Genomic DNA, 16,920 nt, shown 5'->3' on the forward strand with positions numbered 1-16,920 from the left:
ATGGATTTATCAGTTTTACATACCCTGGAGTTCGATAAAATTCGTGAAATGCTGGCGCAGCGAACCGGTTCGGTGCTGGGCCGCGAGTTAGCCGGCGCTCTGCTGCCAGTAAGCGATGCCGGCGCGGTCAGCCGGCGGATTGCCGAAACGCAGGAAGCGACACAGGTATTGATGACAGCGATGAATGTTCCGCTGGGCGGTATACGCGATATCAGGGTTTCCCTTAAGAAAGCGAGGGTTGGCGGTATTTTAGAGCCGGCGGAGATTGTTGGCGTTGGCGGCACATTATATGCAAGCCGCCGGATGAAAACATTTTTTAAAGAATTAACTGTCAGTGCGCCGGTTCTGGCAAGTCAGTCCGAGGGGATTGCCGTACTGCGCAATATCGAGAATTTAATTGAGCATACGATTAATGAACAAGGGGCAATTCGCGATGACGCCAGTGTTGAATTGCAGCGCCTAAGAAGGGAAATTAAGCAGTCGCAAGCCAGAATTAAAGATAAACTGGACAGCATTTTGCGGTCAACTGAATACCAGAAGTATTTTCAGGATGTATTGGTTACCATGCGGGGCGATCGTTATGTTATTCCTATTAAGCAGGAATACCGCCACAATTTCCCCGGCATTGTTCATGATCAGTCGTCAAGCGGGGCTACGGTGTTTATTGAGCCTATGGCTATCGTAAATTTAAACAATGACATTAAGCAGCTGCTTTCTGCTGAAAAAAACGAGATTGAACGGATACTGCAGATGGTATCAGCCCAGATTGCCGTGAATGCCGATAGTATACAAGGCAATTGTGAAATTTTAGCGCAGCTTGATTTTGCGTTTGCCAAAGCCCGTCTTGGCCTGGATATGCAAGCGGTAATGCCGGAGCTCAATGACCAGGGCATAGTTCAATTAAGGCAAGCCAGACATCCGCTGATTCCCGGAGATATTGTCGTGCCGGTGGATGTGACGCTGGGAGATAAATTTCATACTCTACTGATCACCGGACCCAATACGGGCGGTAAAACCGTGACAATGAAAACTCTGGGGTTATTCGCCTTAATGACCCAGGCCGGACTGTTCATCCCGGCGCTGAGCGGCTCTCAAATGCCGGTATTTCAGCATGTTTTTGCGGATATCGGCGATGAGCAGAGCATTGAGCAAAGCCTGAGTACATTTTCGGCCCACATGACAAATATTGTGCGGATTTTAAACCGGGTGTCGGCCAATGATCTGGTATTGATTGACGAGGTGGGGGCAGGCACCGATCCCGAGGAGGGGGCCGCCCTGGCTATGGCAATTTTGGAATATCTCATGAATAGCGGCGCTAAAACGATTGCCACTACGCATTATAGTGAACTTAAAACCTTCGCTTACTCCCGTTCGGGTATCGAAAACGCGAGCGTAGAATTCGATATTCAGACCTTAAGGCCAACTTACCGGCTGTTGATCGGCATTCCGGGCAGCAGTAACGCGTTTGCCATTAGCGGGCGGCTGGGACTTTCGCCGGAGATCATCAACCGGGCAAGGCAGCTAATTGATAAAGACCATGCTGAGTTTGAAGATGTGCTGAATGATCTGGAGGCGCAAAAAATTAATTATGAAAGCCTGAACCGTCAAGCAAGGGCCCAGCAGTCCGAGCTGACCAATTTACGCAATCATCTGGCGAAAGAGCAGCAGGAGCTCATAAAGAAAAAAGATCAAATGCTGACCAAGGCCCAGTCTGACGCCGCGGTGTTAATCAGGCAGGCCCGCCGTGAAGCCGAGTCAGTGATTGCCGAACTAAAGGCCCAGTTTCAAAATGAAAACAGTAAAGCCCGCCAACAGGCCATTGATGGAGCCCGGCGGGTGTTAAAAGAAAGCCTGGGTGCATTGGCTGCTGAGCCTGATTTCAGCGCAATGCCAGCCGTATCGCCGGAAGCATTGGCGCCAAACAGTCAGGTTTTCGTGACCTCCCTGAATCAAACCGGATCAGTCATCACTGCCAGTCAGGATCAGGTTACCGTACAGATCGGCCTGATGAAAGTAAATGTGCCGTTAAGCTCCTGCCGGCTGGTCAAAGGCGAACCGGCGGCGGTTAGCAAAGCAAATAGTAAACCATTGAGTTTTGCCAAGGTCTATGACGTTCCCCGTCAGATTGACGTTCGCGGCACAAATGTAGAGGAAGCGGAAATATTATTGGCAAAATACCTGGATGACGCTATTTTAGCAGGTCTACACCAGGTGCTGGTTATTCACGGCAAAGGCACCGGTGCTTTGCGTAAAGGGGTCAGAGCTTATTTGAAAAACCATCATCATGTGAAAGATATTAGTATCGGCGAGCTTAATGAAGGCGGCGACGGCGCTACGGCAGTACGTTTGATTTGAGCGGGCTGTACTGGGGGCTATGACAATCTAAAAAGGTGCGGGGGAAAATCCCGCACCTTTTTTAGATTAAAAATTTGTTTTCCAGTTTAAATAACGGGCGGCTGTTTTTTTAGCATCATCCTCAGTCTCAGGTTCAGACGGGAGGGGAATAGACTCAGTCACTGCCGCGGCCGGAGCTGCTTTTTTCGTCTCTGCTTTTGGTTCGGGTTTTTCCTGTTTATCATTTTTGGAGCTTTCATGCTTATCATTGCCGCTGCCGCTTAAACTGTTAATTAAGCCGAGAATTGTCGACATATTGGCAGGATTGAGTTTTGATTTTAATTGCGGGCTATTTAATAACGGCAGCAGTGACATGATGGTGTCAAGGGACGGGCCGCCGCTGCCACCGCCGCCGCCATCATTTTTGGTTAGCTCACCGAGAAGTTTTTGTATAGGGCTTGCTGCCGGTGTGCTGGTTGCGGCTTGCTGCCGGGCCTGGGGCGACTGTTTATTTAATATGGTAATTATACACAGCAGAGCTAGTACGTTGATTAGCGTGTCGTAGCTGCCTTCCGCCGATACCGTATCAACCATCCTGATGATACTTTGCAAAAGTGTTTTATCAGGAGTTATGTTTGACATTAAGCCCCCCTCCTTAAAATAACCCCGGAATCTTCGGTATATTTAACTCCGAGGTCAGCTTGCCCATCGCCGTCTGATTCAGTTCCCGCGATTTTGACATTGCGCTGTTTAGTGTAGCTACCAGCAAATCCTGGAGTAAAGCGGCATTGTCGGGCGATAAATATCTACCGTTTAATTCTAGCGATACAACATCCTGCTGGCCGTTGACAATGACTTTAATTACGTCACCGCTTGATACTTCAATACGTTCGCTTTTCAACTGTTCCTGAATGGTCTGGACATTTTGCTGAACCTTTTTTACCATTTCCATCATATTGCCAAGGTTTTCAAACATTAACAGCCACCTCCGGTATTTTTTAACAATCAGAAAGCCCTGGAATGCCTGCGTGCAAGTCTCACTTTATGCCACTCTATGCGAAGAAAATAATTTTGTGAGTGTCCAACTTTTTTTTGTATGATACCGAATTTAACTATCTGACATATATTAAGATAGGTGAGGAATTTGTGAGGAGGGGTTGGGATGCGCTTGCGCAGAAATAAAAGAAGAACAGAAGAGGTAACTCCCGGACCGATTTTCGAATCGACCGAATCATTAGATGGTACAGATGTTGATCCGGAACAAACTCAGGATAATGAAGTTAAACTTGCTAAACCGGAAAAATCTGTACAATCACCATTGCGGTTTATTAGAAGGGTCCTGGATAATCCCAATTTCAGCTTTCAGTTAATGGTAATCATACTAACACTGGCTTCAGAGAATGTACAAATGGATAGGCGAATTGACGGAATGACTTCCACCGTAGACCGGGTAAGAAGTATTGCTGAAGTGATCAACAGCACGATGAATTCGGTAAAAGTTGCAGCTGAAGCGCCTAAAACAATCAGACGTTTATTAGAGTAGTGAAACTGGATTGTTTGAGGTTAGGTTTAAGCTCTGATACACTCTCTAATAATGTATATGCGTTACAAAAAAAAACACGCGTAAAAACGCGTGTTTTTTTGTTATTGCGAATTATTTTTTTCCTCACTACCGCTCTGCGGCGGCGGTGGAGCGGCCGGGGCGGTTTGCGGTTTTTGGGGCTTTGGCGGCGCCAGGCTTTTGTCGGATGAGGTTTTTTGTTCCTGACCGGCAGTGGCGGAGTCCGGTTTATTCTTATTTTTTCCTGTGTCCTTTTTGTCCTTAGCGGAGTCTTTATCTTTATCTTCGCCGTCTTTCGGGTCAGTTTCCTCTTTATCCGGATCTTCCGCCGGAGGAGGTTCAATGACCAGTCCGGCAGGTTTGATGAAATCCCGTTGAGGAATGTCGGCCAGGGCATCGGTCATGAAGGCTTGCCAGATAACCGCAGGAGTGGTGCCGCCGGTAATACCGTTCAAGTAGCCTTCATTATCATTGCCCATCCAGACAGCGGCAACCAAATCTGGTGTGTAACCCACAAACCAGGCATCTTTATAGTCGCTGGTAGTGCCTGTTTTGCCTGCCGCGGGACGTCCGATGTTGGCGGCGGTCCCGGTGCCTTTGGTAATTACGCCCCGCAGCATATCAGTAATGATATAGGCGCTGCGTTCGCTAATGACGGCTTGCTCGCGCGGCGAGGCCTGTTCCAGCGTTTTACCGTTGCGGTCGACAATTTTAAGGATGGCAACCGGATCTACCCGGACGCCGTGGTTGGCGAATACACCGTAGGCGCTGGCTGTTTCCAGCGGCGTTACCCCTTTGGTCAGGCCGCCCAGTGACATGGCAAGATTACGGTCATTGGTATAACCTTGCATAACTAAAGTCGATATACCCATTTGCTGAGCATAATAAAGCGGTCTGTCAGGCCCAACCTCCTGGGCAAGCTTGACTGTTGGAATATTAAGTGAGCGTTCCAGTGCGGCGCGCATGGTAACCCGGCCATGCAGTTTTCCGTCATAATTGATTGGCGACCAATCGCCAAAAGTTACTTTCGAATCTTCGATGACGGTAGAAGGGGTCAGGCCGCTTTCAATTGCCGCTAAGTAGACAAACGGCTTAAAAGCCGAACCTGGCTGACGTTCGGCCATGACCGCCCGGTTGAATTGATCATTGCCGCGCCCGCCGACCATGGCTTTAATATGGCCGGTGCGGGGATCAATGGCGACCAGTGCGCCTTGCGGCTGTTTAACGCCATGATCATCCGTACGGTAGGTAGGCAGTTTGGTCATTGCTTTTTCCGCCGCCCGCTGCATATTCAGATCAAGAGAGGTATAAACCTTTAAGCCGTCTTTATATACGGCATCAGCGCCATATTTATCAATGAGCAGCTGGGTAACGTAATTTACAAAATACGAGGCAATTCCGCCTTCGTTAATGGCAGTGCGGTGGGAAGAAAGATCCAGTTTGGTACTTTTGGCTTTGCGGGCTGTGGCATGATCAATATAGCCGTATTTGGTCATCTGATCAAGAACAATAGCCTGACGTTCCGTAGCAGCCTTCAAGTTATTGAACGGCGAATAGTAATTGGGACTTTTCGGTATGCCGGCCAGCATGGCGCATTCCGCCAAATTAAGATCTTCCACATTTTTGCCGAAATACAGATGGGCTGCCGCCTGTACGCCGTAAGCCCCCTGCCCAAAGTAAATCTGGTTGAGATAAAGCTCCAGTATTTCATTTTTTGTATATTGACGTTCAATTTGCAATGCCAAAAATGCTTCCTGAATTTTGCGCTTCAAGGTTCTTTCCTGGGAGAGGTAGGCATTTTTCGCCAGTTGCTGGGTGATGGTGCTACCGCCTTCCGAAACTCCCCGGTTACTAATGTTGGACCAGGCAGCCCGCAAAATTCCCCGGGGATCGATGCCCATATGCTGATAGAATCTCGTATCTTCAGCGGAGATAAAAGCGTTTTGCAGGTTTTTGGGTACTTTATTTAAAGTAACCGGAACACGGTTTTCCACAGAATGTACGGTTGTAATTAGATGACCGTTTATATCATAAATCTGCGATGAGGCAGGTGGTCTAATATCATTGGTAAGTCCGGGCTTGGTGTTGAGACTGGCGGTTAAAAAGCCTAAGCCGGCTCCGGTAATCATTACAACAAAAACGAGTAATATAATTGCTAAAATTCTACTGTATTCCTTTTTAATATTTTTGCGTCCTCCTTTAGGACCATCATTGCGGGAGTAACTCATGGACAACCTCCTTGCGAAATACCATATGACAAATATTATACCACAAAAGAGCCGATTCGTCGGTTTTTTTCAGTGATTTCAGGCGTTACTGCCGTCCGGGGGGTTTTATTCATTCTAAAAGATGCACCCCGTTTCATATGCTACCATATAATACATGACATTAAGCTAATTTGCAGTGGGGAGGTAAACCCATGAGATTTACCGTGCGTAAAAAAAGAAACCGAACATCCCTGCCATTGCTGCTCATTGTTCTTCTGATGCTTACGGCCGCTACATTATGGGTGATGGAAATTCATCTGAAGCCGACCGTTCTGGCTATTGCCGAAGCGCGGTCAATGTTGATTGCGACCGAGGCAATCAATAAGGTTATTCATCAGAAGGTTAGCCAGAGCATTGACCCGCAAACCCTGGTGACAGTAAAGGTGGACAGCAGGGGACGGGTTGTGTTGATTCAGCCCAATACAATGGAATTTAATAAACTTGCAGCTGATACAACGATAAAGGTACAAGATGCCCTAAAAGAACTCTCATCTGAAAAAATTCAAATACCAATAGGCCAGATTTTCGGCAGTCAGTTTCTGGCAAGTATGGGACCTAAAATAACTGTTACCATTATTCCCGTAGGGACCGTACAGGTCAAAGTAATTGATAAGTTTGAACAGGCGGGCATCAACCAAACGAGACATATGGTCTATTTAGTGGCCACCACGCAAGTGAAAATTGTTGTACCCTTAGTAAGCAAGAGTGTCAGCGTAAATACCCAGGTACCGATTGCTGAGTATGTAGTAGTTGGTGAAGTGCCAAGCACCTATGTTCAATTTCCGTTTCCGATTCCGCATGAATTGCATGGTGATGAAGCAAGCAGCGAAAATGGCAATCCTTACTAGTAAAAACCATGGCTGAATTCAGACGCCTCGCAGCAAGCAGCTGAAATGAAGCGGCTGCGCGTTATAAATAACAAATATGAACGCCTCAAGGAGAGCTTTTTCCTAAGGCGTTTTTTGGTTCACCCTGAAGGAGCACCCCAGTTCTTTCCCCTGTCCCTGCTTATTCTTGATACTAACTGATATTTAGGTTAAAATTGTAGATGAAAAACGCATTTTTTGTTGAAGCAGGGAAAGGAGCGGTATATTGAAGATTTCTATTTGTTTTGGCAGCGCCTGCCATTTGCGTGGCGCATATGGCGTGTTGCATGCTTTTCAAGTTTTATTTGATAGATATAAACTTCCCGGGGACATTGATATGGAAGGGCATTTTTGCCAGGGGCGGTGTAATGAGGGTGTGGTGATAAAAATCAATGATGAAATCATCACCAATGTGAAAGTAGAGAATGTAAACGAAATATTTCAGCAAAAAGTGCTGAGGCTACTGGCATGCAAATAATTACAACCCGTAAGGTAAACTGTAAAGACTGCCACCGGTGCCTGCGGGTATGTCCGGTAAAAGCCATTGGCATTAACCGGGGGCGGGCGCGGGTACTTGATGATAAGTGTATATTTTGCGGTAAATGTGTGACAGAATGCCCGCAGCATGCTAAGCGCCTGATCAGCCATGTTCCGGCTATACAGGCCGCAATTGCCAGCGGCAGGAAGACTATTTTAAGCCTGGGATCGTCATTTTCGGGATTATTTCCTGAATATAGCACGAGTGAGCTTGTTTCGGCAATCAAATCGCTGGGCTTTCACCAGGTTGAGGAAACCGCGGTTGGCGCTGAAGCGGTTTCCCTGCTCTATAGAAATCTGGTGAAAAACACGGCACAAACGGTGATATCCTCCAATTGCCCGGTCATCGTGAATATTATAAAAAAATATTATCCGGAATTGACCGGCAACCTTGCTCCGGTAGTTTCACCAATGATGGCGCATGGACAGATTATCCGGCAGAGGTTTGGTCAAGATGCTTTTATTGTGTTTGCCGGGCCTTGTATGGCTAAGTTCTCTGAACACAATGAGCACCATTCGGTGGATGCGGTAATGACTTTTGTGCAATTGCGCCAGTGGTTAAACCGGCAAAAGCCTGAACAAAAGCAAATCGCCGCTGCGCCATATCAGTCCGAGCCGCTTAGCAATGCCAGATTTTTTTCACTGGCCGGCGGAATTTTAAAATCGTTTATGAATTTTGATTTGCTTGGTACCGAAATCATTGCTGTCGATGGCATTGAAGAATGTAAAGAGGTCTTCGGCAGCCTGGCAAGAGGGGAAATATCACCCCGGTTTATTGAGGCTTTTTCTTGCAAAGGCGGCTGTATCGGCGGGCCGGCCGGCGGCAGCGCGCAGCCAATGCCGGTTAGACGGCTTAAGGCAATTGATCATGCCAATTCTGTTGAACAGCAAGTAGTAAGGCAATTGCCTCAGGGTATTGATTTTTCCTGTGAGCATCTGCCCGAAGCAGTTACAGTGGCCGAACCCAGTGAAGAGGAAATCAAAGAAATATTACACCAGAGCGGTAAATTTACCAAAGTCGATGAAAAAAACTGTGGCGCCTGTGGCTATAATAGCTGCCGGGAGAAAGCGGCTGCTGTTTACAGCGGCTTGGCCGAAATTGAGATGTGCATGCCTTATATGCGGTCGAAAGCCGAGTCTTTTGCCAGTATTATAGTGGAACACTCACTCAATGGCATCATTGCAGTTAACGATAAAATGATCATTCAGGAAATTAATCCGGCGGCCCAGCAGATGTTCAATGGCAAGAAAATCATGGAAAAAGGGGATAGTCTGGCCGGGTTTATTGATTGCGCTGACTTTGCCGCTGCTTCTAATTTTGGCGATAAAGTGATCAGCAAACGTATTGAGTATCCGGAATATGGCATTGTTACAGAACAAATGATCGTTGGGGTACCCGAGCATAGTATTGTAATTGGGGTTATATCCAACGTGACCGATCAAGAAAAAAGAATGCAGGAATGGCAGAAAATGAAAGAAGAAACGGTTGCCAAGGCGACGGATATCATTAACAAGCAGATGCAGGTTGCTCAGGAAATTGCCGGACTGTTGGGCGAAACTACGGCCGAAACAAAGTCAACGTTAATTGAGATGATGCAGGTGCTTAAAGGCAGGGAGGAACAGTGATGCAGCGGCTCCATGCTGAGGTAGGAGTGACTCAGTTATCAAAAGACGGTGAAGAGTTATGCGGCGACAATGTTGTCATAGCCAGAACGCCGCAAGCAACGATTATTGTTCTTTCCGATGGGCTGGGCAGTGGTGTCAAGGCCAACATTTTAGCAACATTAACGACCAAAATTGCATCATCGATGTTAAAACGCGGTATTCCTTTGGAGGATGTTGTTAATACAATCGCGGAAACCCTGCCGGTTTGCCGGCAGCGTAAGATTGCGTACTCTACTTTACAGATTATCAAGGTTAAAGATAATGGCCTGGCGACAATTGTGGAATTTGACTGCCCGCCGACTTTTCTGATCAGGGATGGACAAGTCAGTAAGGTTCCGACACAGGTAAATGTCATTGGCGGTAAAAAAATAAAGGTGGGACGGCTGACTTTACTGGAAAACGATATCATAACGGCTGTTAGCGACGGGGTTATTCATGCCGGAATTGGCGGCCTGCTAAAGCTTGGCTGGGGCTGGAACGGCGTAGCCGATGAATTGAAAGCCTTATGCAAGACCGGACGTAAAGCATCCGATATAACCAATCAGCTAATCAAGTGTTCGGAAGGGTATTATCTTGGCCACCCGGGCGATGATTCGACTGCGGTAGCCGTCAGGGTTCACAAGGCCCGCTTTTTGACGCTGTTTACCGGTCCGCCCGCCGACTCCGGCAGCGATGAAGAGATTATCCGGCGTTTTTTAAATCAGCCGGGCCGAAAAGTGGTGGCTGGCGGTACTACTGCGAATATCGTAAGTAAAGTTACCGGCAAGCCTTTGACGGTGGATTTAGCGCTTTGCGATCAGCAAGTGCCGCCGATCAGCTATATGGACGATATCGACCTGGTTACGGAAGGAATTCTTACCCTTAATGTTGTTTTAGAACGGCTGAATGACGTTAAAAAGTTATATGAAACGGACAAATGCGACGGCGCTACGTTGTTGGCGCGCCTGTTGCTAGAAGCGGACATGATTGATATAATGGCAGGTAAGGCTGTAAATCCGGCTCATCAAAATCCCAATTATCCCTTTAAAATCAATATAAAATCACAAGTGTTAGCCAACCTGAAAGCTTTGCTGGAGGCCAAGGGCAAACAAGTTAAACTGGAGTGGTTTTAACCCTAAGGAGGAGAAGTTATGGCACTTATATCAATAGAAATCTGTATGGGATCAGCCTGTTATTTATTAGGTGGACAGGATTTACTCGAGGCAATTGAAGCTCTTCCGCCGGAAAAGAAGGCGCAAATAGATTTAAGGGGGGCCACCTGTCTTAAAGCCTGCTCAACAGGTCCTAATATTAAAATTGATGGCGCCCTGATGTCCAATGTAACGCCCGAACGGCTGTTAGAGATTATTGGCGAAAAAATGAACGGTTGACTATTCTTGTAAGCAGAGAGGAGTTTCTAGATGTCTCAAGTTACGGAGCTTGTTAAATTACGCCGCAAAGTCCTGACGGAAATCGCCAGAATGACTTTCACCGGAGAATTAATAGAAAATGTAAACAATATTCTTCATACTGTAGTAACCGAAGATGGACCGCGTTATCGCTGTTGCGTTCACAAAGAACGGGCCGTATTGCAGGAACGGATTAAATTAGCGCTCAGTCAGCCGGCTGAGGCTCTACTGGAAACAGCGGCGCAAAATGCCGTTGAGGGCGTTGTTGCCGATATGCCCATTCTTCAAGTGATACCGACAGCCTGCGATCAGTGTCCCATCGATAAATTTATTGTCACGAATGCCTGTCGTAATTGCCTGGCGCATCATTGTATCAACAGCTGTCCGAAAAAAGCGATCATGGTTGTGCAAAATCGTGCTTATATTGACAAGAGCAGGTGTGTTGAGTGCGGCCTTTGTAAAAAATCCTGCCCGTATGGCGCCATTATTGAGGTAAGCCGCCCTTGCGAAGGCGCCTGTGATCTTAAAGCGATTACCGCCGGCAGCGACCGGCGGGCGCAAATTAATTATGATAAATGCGTACAATGCGGCGGCTGTAAGTCGGCCTGTCCGTTTGGCGCTATCGCTGACCGTTCGGAGATCGTTCAATTGATCCAGGCTTTGCAGTCGGAGCAAAAAGTATACGCAATGGTGGCGCCGGCCTTCATTGGCCAATTTGGTGCCAAAGTCCAGGCGGGTCAAGTTGTCAGCGCACTTAGGCGAATCGGTTTTCATGAGGTTTATGAGGCTTCCTACGGGGCGGACATCGTCACCATTGAGGAAACTGCCGAGTTCCTGAAATCAGTGCCTGAGGCGCGGGCGTTTATGACAACCTCCTGTTGCCCGGCTTATGTCAGTATGGTGGAAAAGCATTTGCCGGATCTGGCGGGCGCTGTTTCGAGTACGGTTTCGCCGATGATTGCAACCGCCAAAGTGATCAAAGAACGTGACCCGGGAGCGATAACGGTCTTTATTGGGCCCTGTATTGCCAAAAAAGCTGAAGCTGTCCGGTATGCCGGAGTTGTTGATTTTACAGTAACCTTCGAAGAAGTGGCCTGCATGATGGTTGGCGCGGGAATAAATATTACCGCAATTGAAGATACTGAATATCAGACAACAGCTTCCTCGACCGGCAATGATTTTGCCAGAGCCGGCGGAGTCGTGCAAGCGGTGATCAAACATGCGGAAGCGATCGATGCCGGCGTTGAAATTAAAGCACACCGGGCGGAAGGCTTGAGCAATTGCAAAACAGCTTTGCTGCAAATGAAAGCCGGCAAGCTGGATGCGAACTTTTTCGAAGGAATGTCCTGCGCCGGCGGTTGTGTGGGCGGGCCGGGGATTTTAACAAATCCCAGAGTTACCGGGAAACTGGTGGAGAATTACGCTTTAAAAGCGGAATATAAAACCGCTTCAGATAATGAACAGGTAGTTCAGATTTTGCATAAAGGCGGGCATTGGCACGTAAAATAGAAGATTGACAAGTTTGGCGGATTTTTGTTATATTACACTTAAGTTAATAATTTAAATGTGATGAATGGAAGAAGTAATCAGGGATTGCTTTACAGAGAGCCGGGGGAGGCTGGAACCCGGCAGGCATACCTGACGAAATACACCCGGGAACAGCAGGCTTAAGATTTTGGCCAAGCCGGTTAGCCGCCGTTAAAAAGCTCCGAGAGTATAGTTTATATACCTCGACAAAGCGGCTTTATCGGCAATTTGGGTGGTACCGCGGGTTTTTGCCCGTCCCTGTTCAGGGGGCGGGCTTTTCTGTTTTTAAATATTCTAAGCAGCAATCAGGAGGTTTTGATGATGTCGGTACTGGACATTTTGAGAGAGCGTGGCTATATTGCCCAGATTACACACGAAAAAGAAATTGAGGATCTATTGTCCTCAGAGAGAATTACCTTTTATATTGGTTTTGATCCGACCGCCGACAGCCTGCATGTAGGCCATTTTTTAGGGTTGATGGTCATGGCCCATATGCAGCAGGCCGGCCACCGGCCCATTTGCTTAATTGGCGGCGGGACGGCGACGATCGGTGATCCCAGCGGTAAAAGCGATATGCGTAAAATGATGACCGCGGAAACGATTGAGCATAATGGAAATGCCTTTAAGCGTCAGTTTGCAAAGTTTATTGACTTTGATGATCATAAGGCCTTGATGATGAATAATGCCGACTGGCTGGCAAAGCTTAATTATATTGAGATTTTGCGTGAAGTTGGCGCCCATTTCTCCGTTAACCGGATGTTAACTGCCGAATGCTTCAAGCAGCGCCTGGAGCGCGGTCTTTCCTTTTTAGAGTTTAACTACATGATTATGCAGGCTTATGACTTTCTTGAATTGAACCGGAAAACCGGTTGTATCATGCAAATGGGCGGTGATGATCAATGGTCCAACATCTTGGCGGGCGTTGATCTGATCAGGCGTAAGGAAAGCAAGCCGGCCTACGGCCTTACATTTACGCTGCTTACCACAAGTGACGGACGCAAGATGGGCAAAACGGAAAAAGGCGCTCTATGGCTTGATCCGGAGAAAACCTCAGCTTATGAGTTTTACCAGTACTGGCGCAATATCGATGACGCCGATGTTGAAAAATGTCTGGCCTTGCTGACCTTTTTGCCGATGGAGGAAGTAAGACGGCTGGGCGCTTTGAAAGACCAGGAAATTAATATTGCCAAAAAAAGGCTGGCCCTGGAGGTCACTAAGCTCATTCACGGCGGTGAAGAGGCGGAAAAAGCCCGGCAGGCGGCTGAAGCACTGTTTGGCGGCGCCGGAGCGCTGGATCATGCGCCGAAGGCGGTAATCAGCCCGGCAATGGTCGGTACAAAATTACTGGATATTATGGCGGCAACCGGCATCGTTGCATCTAAAAGCGAGGCCAGGCGGCTGATTGCTCAGGGTGGGCTGTATATCGGCAATGATAAAGTAACTGACCCGGAGATGAAGCTGACTGCTGATTTATTTACCGATGACAGCCTGCTGATGCGAAAAGGCAAGAAGACTTATATCCGCATCGTCATTGCGTGATTTTTTGTCTGGAGGTTTTGCCAATTCCGCCATGTTATGGTAAAATAGTGGCTGATTTGGAGTAAAGGGGAGAAATGTATGTCAGGGCATTCTAAATGGGCAAATATAAAACATCGCAAGGGTAAAATGGATGCTGTCCGCGGTAAGATAACAACGAAAATCAGCCGTGAAATTACCGTCGCCGTTCGTCTGGGCGGCAGCGACCCTACCGGCAATATGAAACTTAAGCTGGCTTTAGCCAAAGCCAAAGCCAATAATATTCCCAAAGATAATATCCAGCGGGCCGTGCAAAAAGGGTTAGGCGCGCTGGAGGGCAGTTCTTATGAGGAACTGACGTATGAAGGCTATGGCCCCGGCGGGGCAGCCCTGCTGGTTGATATTCTGACCGATAACCGCAACCGCACTGCCGCCGACATCCGGCACTTGTTTTCGAAACATGGCGGCAATTTGGGTGAGTCGGGCTGCGTGGCCTGGATGTTTAAGCGCAAAGGACTGTTTGTTGTCGAACAGGAGGCCGCCCCGGATGAGGAAGCGCTAATGCTGCTGGCGTTGGAAGCCGGAGCTGAGGACTTTAAAACTGAGGATGACGTTTTTGAAATAACGACGGCTCCTGAGGATTTTGATCAAGTGCAGGAAGCATTGGAGAAAAACAATATTGAAACCTCGGTGGCGCAGATTTCTATGCTACCGGATACAACGGTTGAATTGCAGGGCGATGAGGCCGCCAAAATGATGCGGCTGATGGAAGCTTTGGAAGATCATGATGATGTTCAGGAAGTTTATGCAAACGTTGATTTTCCTGATGATATGATGTAAGCGGCAGGTCCCGTCAGGGACCTGTTCTTTATGAGGAGGAATCACAGCGCAATGTAAAAAAATGTAATAATTTGATGGAAAAAATTGAGATTAAAATAAAAGGGGTTTAAGTTATTATCGCGAATAAACAAAATATGGGAATGATATTCAGTGGCATTGCAATATCGTTTCCATGACATTTCAATTATATTTGAAAGACTGGGAAAGAGTAAAAATAAAAAGACTAAGAATAATATTGAAAAGCTGATCAGAAAAAACTGAAGGCTATAAAGACCCTTGAAATAAGGGCTTTTATAGCTTTTAGTTTTTTTATGTAGAAACATTATCCTTCCATTTGAGCGATAATATAAAAGCTTTGCAAGAAAATAAGAAGTAATTTTGCTGCATCTTTCCATGAGAGTTTTTTAGTATTAGAGTCAGTCCATAGTAAATTTGTCAAACTACTAAATATGTTTTCTAAACATTAGTAATTACCGTCTGTAAAACATTATTATACGAGAGGTAAGCTTTGATGGATTGGTATGCGCTTTTCGTTAAAACAGGAAAGGAAGATTTAGTTCAACAATGGCTTCGAATCTATTTTAATGAATCTATTTTATCTACCATTATTCCGCAGAGAAGGCTTATGGAGAGAAAAGGCGGAAAAGTAAAGCAGGTACTAAAAAAGATGTTTCCAGGTTATATTTTTTTTCATACTGAAATGAATATGGAAACTTATTATATGGTTCAAAAAATTCCACATGTTATTCGGATATTAAAAACTGGAGAGTATTACACAAAAATAGCAGAGGATGAAATGGTTTGCATTCTTAAATTGTTAGATCATGAAGGTGTGGTAGATTATTCCAAAATTTATATATTTAATTCCAAAATTTTTATCAAAAGTGGCCCCCTTAAAGGAATGGAAGGGATCATTATAGCAGTAGATAAGCGTAAAAATAGGGTTAAGGTACTGGTGAATTTCATGGGAGTGCCAAAACCAATTGATTTGGGCATTGAAGTACTTAGAAATTAAATCATGATAAACAAAATCATAAGGATATCTTTGGTGTTTCGGCCCATTAGATAATCTATGAGGTTATAGTTGTCGTATCGGTAGTGTAATATATTTTGCATGAAAGGTAAGAGTATGCCTTATTAATGGTGTGCTTTAATAATTGATAGAATTAATGAATAAGTATTACTATCAAACGTGGTAAAGAATTATCATATGCCAGCTTATTGTTAACTCTACACTCTAGCTGACGTAAAATTCTTTACCACGTTCTCTCTACTTAACCTGTGTAAGTTTCAAACTTTTTGTGTGCAGCTAATTCATTGAAAGAAGTAAATATTGTTATTCAGTTAATGATCGATTTGTTTGAAGTGAAGAGAAGGGATACAATTTATTATCGAGTTCATTGTAGTTCGGCGCTAGGTTCTTTTAAGCAATGGGTTGCAGGGATTGATTTAAAAACTAAAAATAGACATTCGATCAATTGCTGAAAAACATCTGATAAAACAGCGAAAACTCCTTAAATAACCGAATTATTTCTATTATTTGTGCTAAATAAAGCCAGTGGCAAAAGTGGAAGAGGTGATCTGATGAATCAGCAAGGCTCTTATCAGATTAATACAATTTCAAGTTGTGTTGAAGCAGAAATAAGTCGTTTGAAAGCTCAAGTTGAATTGTTTTGGGACAAGGAATTTAAGCATTATATTGAATTTGGTTTGAGCGATGGAATGTTAATCGCCGAGCTTGGTTCAGGTCCAGGATTTGTCACGGAAAAAATATTGGGCAGATTGCCCAATACAAAAATTACAGCTATAGAGATTGATCCATTCCTGGCGGATTATGCCCGGAAATATTTGTCTCAAAAAAAGTTTAGTCAAGTTGAAGTGCTTCAAAAATCAATAATGCAAACTGGATTAGCCGAAAATTTCTTTGATTTTGCGGTTATACGATTAGTCTTAGAACATTTACCTGATCCTGTTAATGCTGTTCGCGAAGTATTTCGAATATTAAAACCCGGGGGGAAAGCGATATTCGTTGATAATGATTTTGAAATGCATATAATGACCTATCCAAATATTTTAGAGCTGAGAGAACTCTATGATGCCTACTGCAGATCCCGGTATGCGGAAGGCGGTAACCCCAAAATTGGCCGGGAACTACCTAATATTCTTAAAAGGGGTGGGTTTTCTAAAGTTGATTTTGAAATTATTAATGCGCATAGCGAAATAGTTTGTGAGGAAATATTTTTTAAATCCGAGGGGATCGGTATTCCAGTAAAATTGGTACAGGACGGTTTCTTATCAAGTAAATCTCTCGGAAAAATTTCCATGGAATGGAGAAATATGCTTAAAGATGAAAATCATTCTATTCTTCGGCAGTTATATATAGGAATTGGTGAAAAGTTGGTGTGAAAGGAGAATATAGT

The 16,920-nt window shown here is 45.6% G+C and carries 14 protein-coding genes, 1 pseudogene and 1 other annotated feature; of the genes and pseudogenes, 12 read left to right on the forward strand and 3 right to left on the reverse strand.

Features of this window, described 5'->3' with window-relative positions:
- A complete protein-coding gene (locus BLR06_RS00340; protein ID WP_092067161.1) occupies nt 1-2,355 on the forward strand; it encodes an endonuclease MutS2 in 2,355 nt (784 codons plus the stop codon).
- A gap of 66 nt (nt 2,356-2,421) precedes the next feature.
- Here BLR06_RS00340 and BLR06_RS00345 read toward each other — a convergent pair whose 3' ends face one another.
- Nucleotides 2,422-2,976 carry a hypothetical protein gene (locus BLR06_RS00345; protein WP_092067163.1) on the reverse strand — a complete coding sequence of 185 codons (555 nt, stop codon included), beginning with the start codon at nt 2,974-2,976 and terminating at the stop codon, nt 2,422-2,424.
- Nucleotides 2,977-2,989: 13 nt separating this feature from the next.
- On the reverse strand, nt 2,990-3,310 hold the full coding sequence (locus BLR06_RS00350) for a YbaB/EbfC family nucleoid-associated protein (protein ID WP_092067165.1): 321 nt from the start codon (nt 3,308-3,310) through the stop codon (nt 2,990-2,992).
- A 186-nt stretch (nt 3,311-3,496) separates the two neighbouring features.
- Here BLR06_RS00350 and BLR06_RS00355 point away from each other — a divergent pair, with 186 nt between their 5' ends.
- Entirely contained in the window at nt 3,497-3,877 is a 381-nt protein-coding gene (locus BLR06_RS00355; RefSeq protein ID WP_092067167.1) for a hypothetical protein, read from the forward strand.
- Between the two features lie 101 nt (nt 3,878-3,978).
- On the opposite strand, the gene BLR06_RS00360 is transcribed toward BLR06_RS00355, so the two are convergent.
- Nucleotides 3,979-6,123 (reverse strand): transglycosylase domain-containing protein, encoded by a 2,145-nt coding sequence (locus BLR06_RS00360; protein ID WP_092067169.1) that lies wholly within the window; start codon nt 6,121-6,123, stop codon nt 3,979-3,981.
- 191 nt (nt 6,124-6,314) lie between these two features.
- On the opposite strand from BLR06_RS00360, the gene yunB reads away from it, so the two are divergent.
- From yunB to BLR06_RS00415, 10 genes and pseudogenes are all read left to right on the forward strand, one after another.
- Nucleotides 6,315-7,010, forward strand: coding sequence for a sporulation protein YunB (gene yunB / locus BLR06_RS00365; protein ID WP_092067171.1), 696 nt, complete (start codon nt 6,315-6,317; stop codon nt 7,008-7,010).
- 238 nt (nt 7,011-7,248) lie between these two features.
- Nucleotides 7,249-7,506: pseudogene (locus BLR06_RS00370) on the forward strand ((2Fe-2S) ferredoxin domain-containing protein); the annotation flags it as partial.
- Nucleotides 7,497-9,191 carry a [Fe-Fe] hydrogenase large subunit C-terminal domain-containing protein gene (locus BLR06_RS00375; protein WP_092067175.1) on the forward strand — a complete coding sequence of 565 codons (1,695 nt, stop codon included), beginning with the start codon at nt 7,497-7,499 and terminating at the stop codon, nt 9,189-9,191. The pseudogene BLR06_RS00370 and the gene BLR06_RS00375, both read left to right, overlap by 10 nt.
- Complete coding sequence (locus BLR06_RS00380; protein WP_092067177.1) at nt 9,191-10,342, forward strand: SpoIIE family protein phosphatase; 1,152 nt, start codon at nt 9,191-9,193, stop codon at nt 10,340-10,342. Before BLR06_RS00375 ends, BLR06_RS00380 begins: the two co-directional genes overlap by 1 nt.
- 18 nt (nt 10,343-10,360) lie before the next feature.
- A complete protein-coding gene (locus BLR06_RS00385; RefSeq protein ID WP_092067179.1) occupies nt 10,361-10,600 on the forward strand; it encodes an NAD(P)H-dependent oxidoreductase subunit E in 240 nt (79 codons plus the stop codon).
- 30 nt (nt 10,601-10,630) lie between these two features.
- Nucleotides 10,631-12,127, forward strand: coding sequence for a 4Fe-4S dicluster domain-containing protein (locus BLR06_RS00390; protein WP_092067181.1), 1,497 nt, complete (start codon nt 10,631-10,633; stop codon nt 12,125-12,127).
- Between the two features lie 51 nt (nt 12,128-12,178).
- Nucleotides 12,179-12,408, forward strand: a binding site (T-box leader).
- A 58-nt stretch (nt 12,409-12,466) separates the two neighbouring features.
- Nucleotides 12,467-13,684 (forward strand): tyrosine--tRNA ligase, encoded by a 1,218-nt coding sequence (gene tyrS / locus BLR06_RS00395; RefSeq protein WP_092067183.1) that lies wholly within the window; start codon nt 12,467-12,469, stop codon nt 13,682-13,684.
- A gap of 78 nt (nt 13,685-13,762) precedes the next feature.
- Nucleotides 13,763-14,500, forward strand: a complete 738-nt coding sequence (locus tag BLR06_RS00400) for a YebC/PmpR family DNA-binding transcriptional regulator (RefSeq protein ID WP_092067185.1) — start codon at nt 13,763-13,765, stop codon at nt 14,498-14,500.
- 511 nt (nt 14,501-15,011) lie between these two features.
- Nucleotides 15,012-15,515, forward strand: a complete 504-nt coding sequence (gene loaP, locus BLR06_RS00410) for an antiterminator LoaP (protein ID WP_092067189.1) — start codon at nt 15,012-15,014, stop codon at nt 15,513-15,515.
- Between the two features lie 569 nt (nt 15,516-16,084).
- The gene (locus BLR06_RS00415; RefSeq protein ID WP_092067191.1) at nt 16,085-16,906 is read left to right on the forward strand and encodes a class I SAM-dependent methyltransferase; all 822 of its coding nucleotides are present in this window, start codon (nt 16,085-16,087) and stop codon (nt 16,904-16,906) included.
- Nucleotides 16,907-16,920 lie beyond the last annotated feature (14 nt).

It is taken from the genome of Dendrosporobacter quercicolus (assembly GCF_900104455.1).
Classification (GTDB): domain Bacteria; phylum Bacillota; class Negativicutes; order DSM-1736; family Dendrosporobacteraceae; genus Dendrosporobacter; species Dendrosporobacter quercicolus.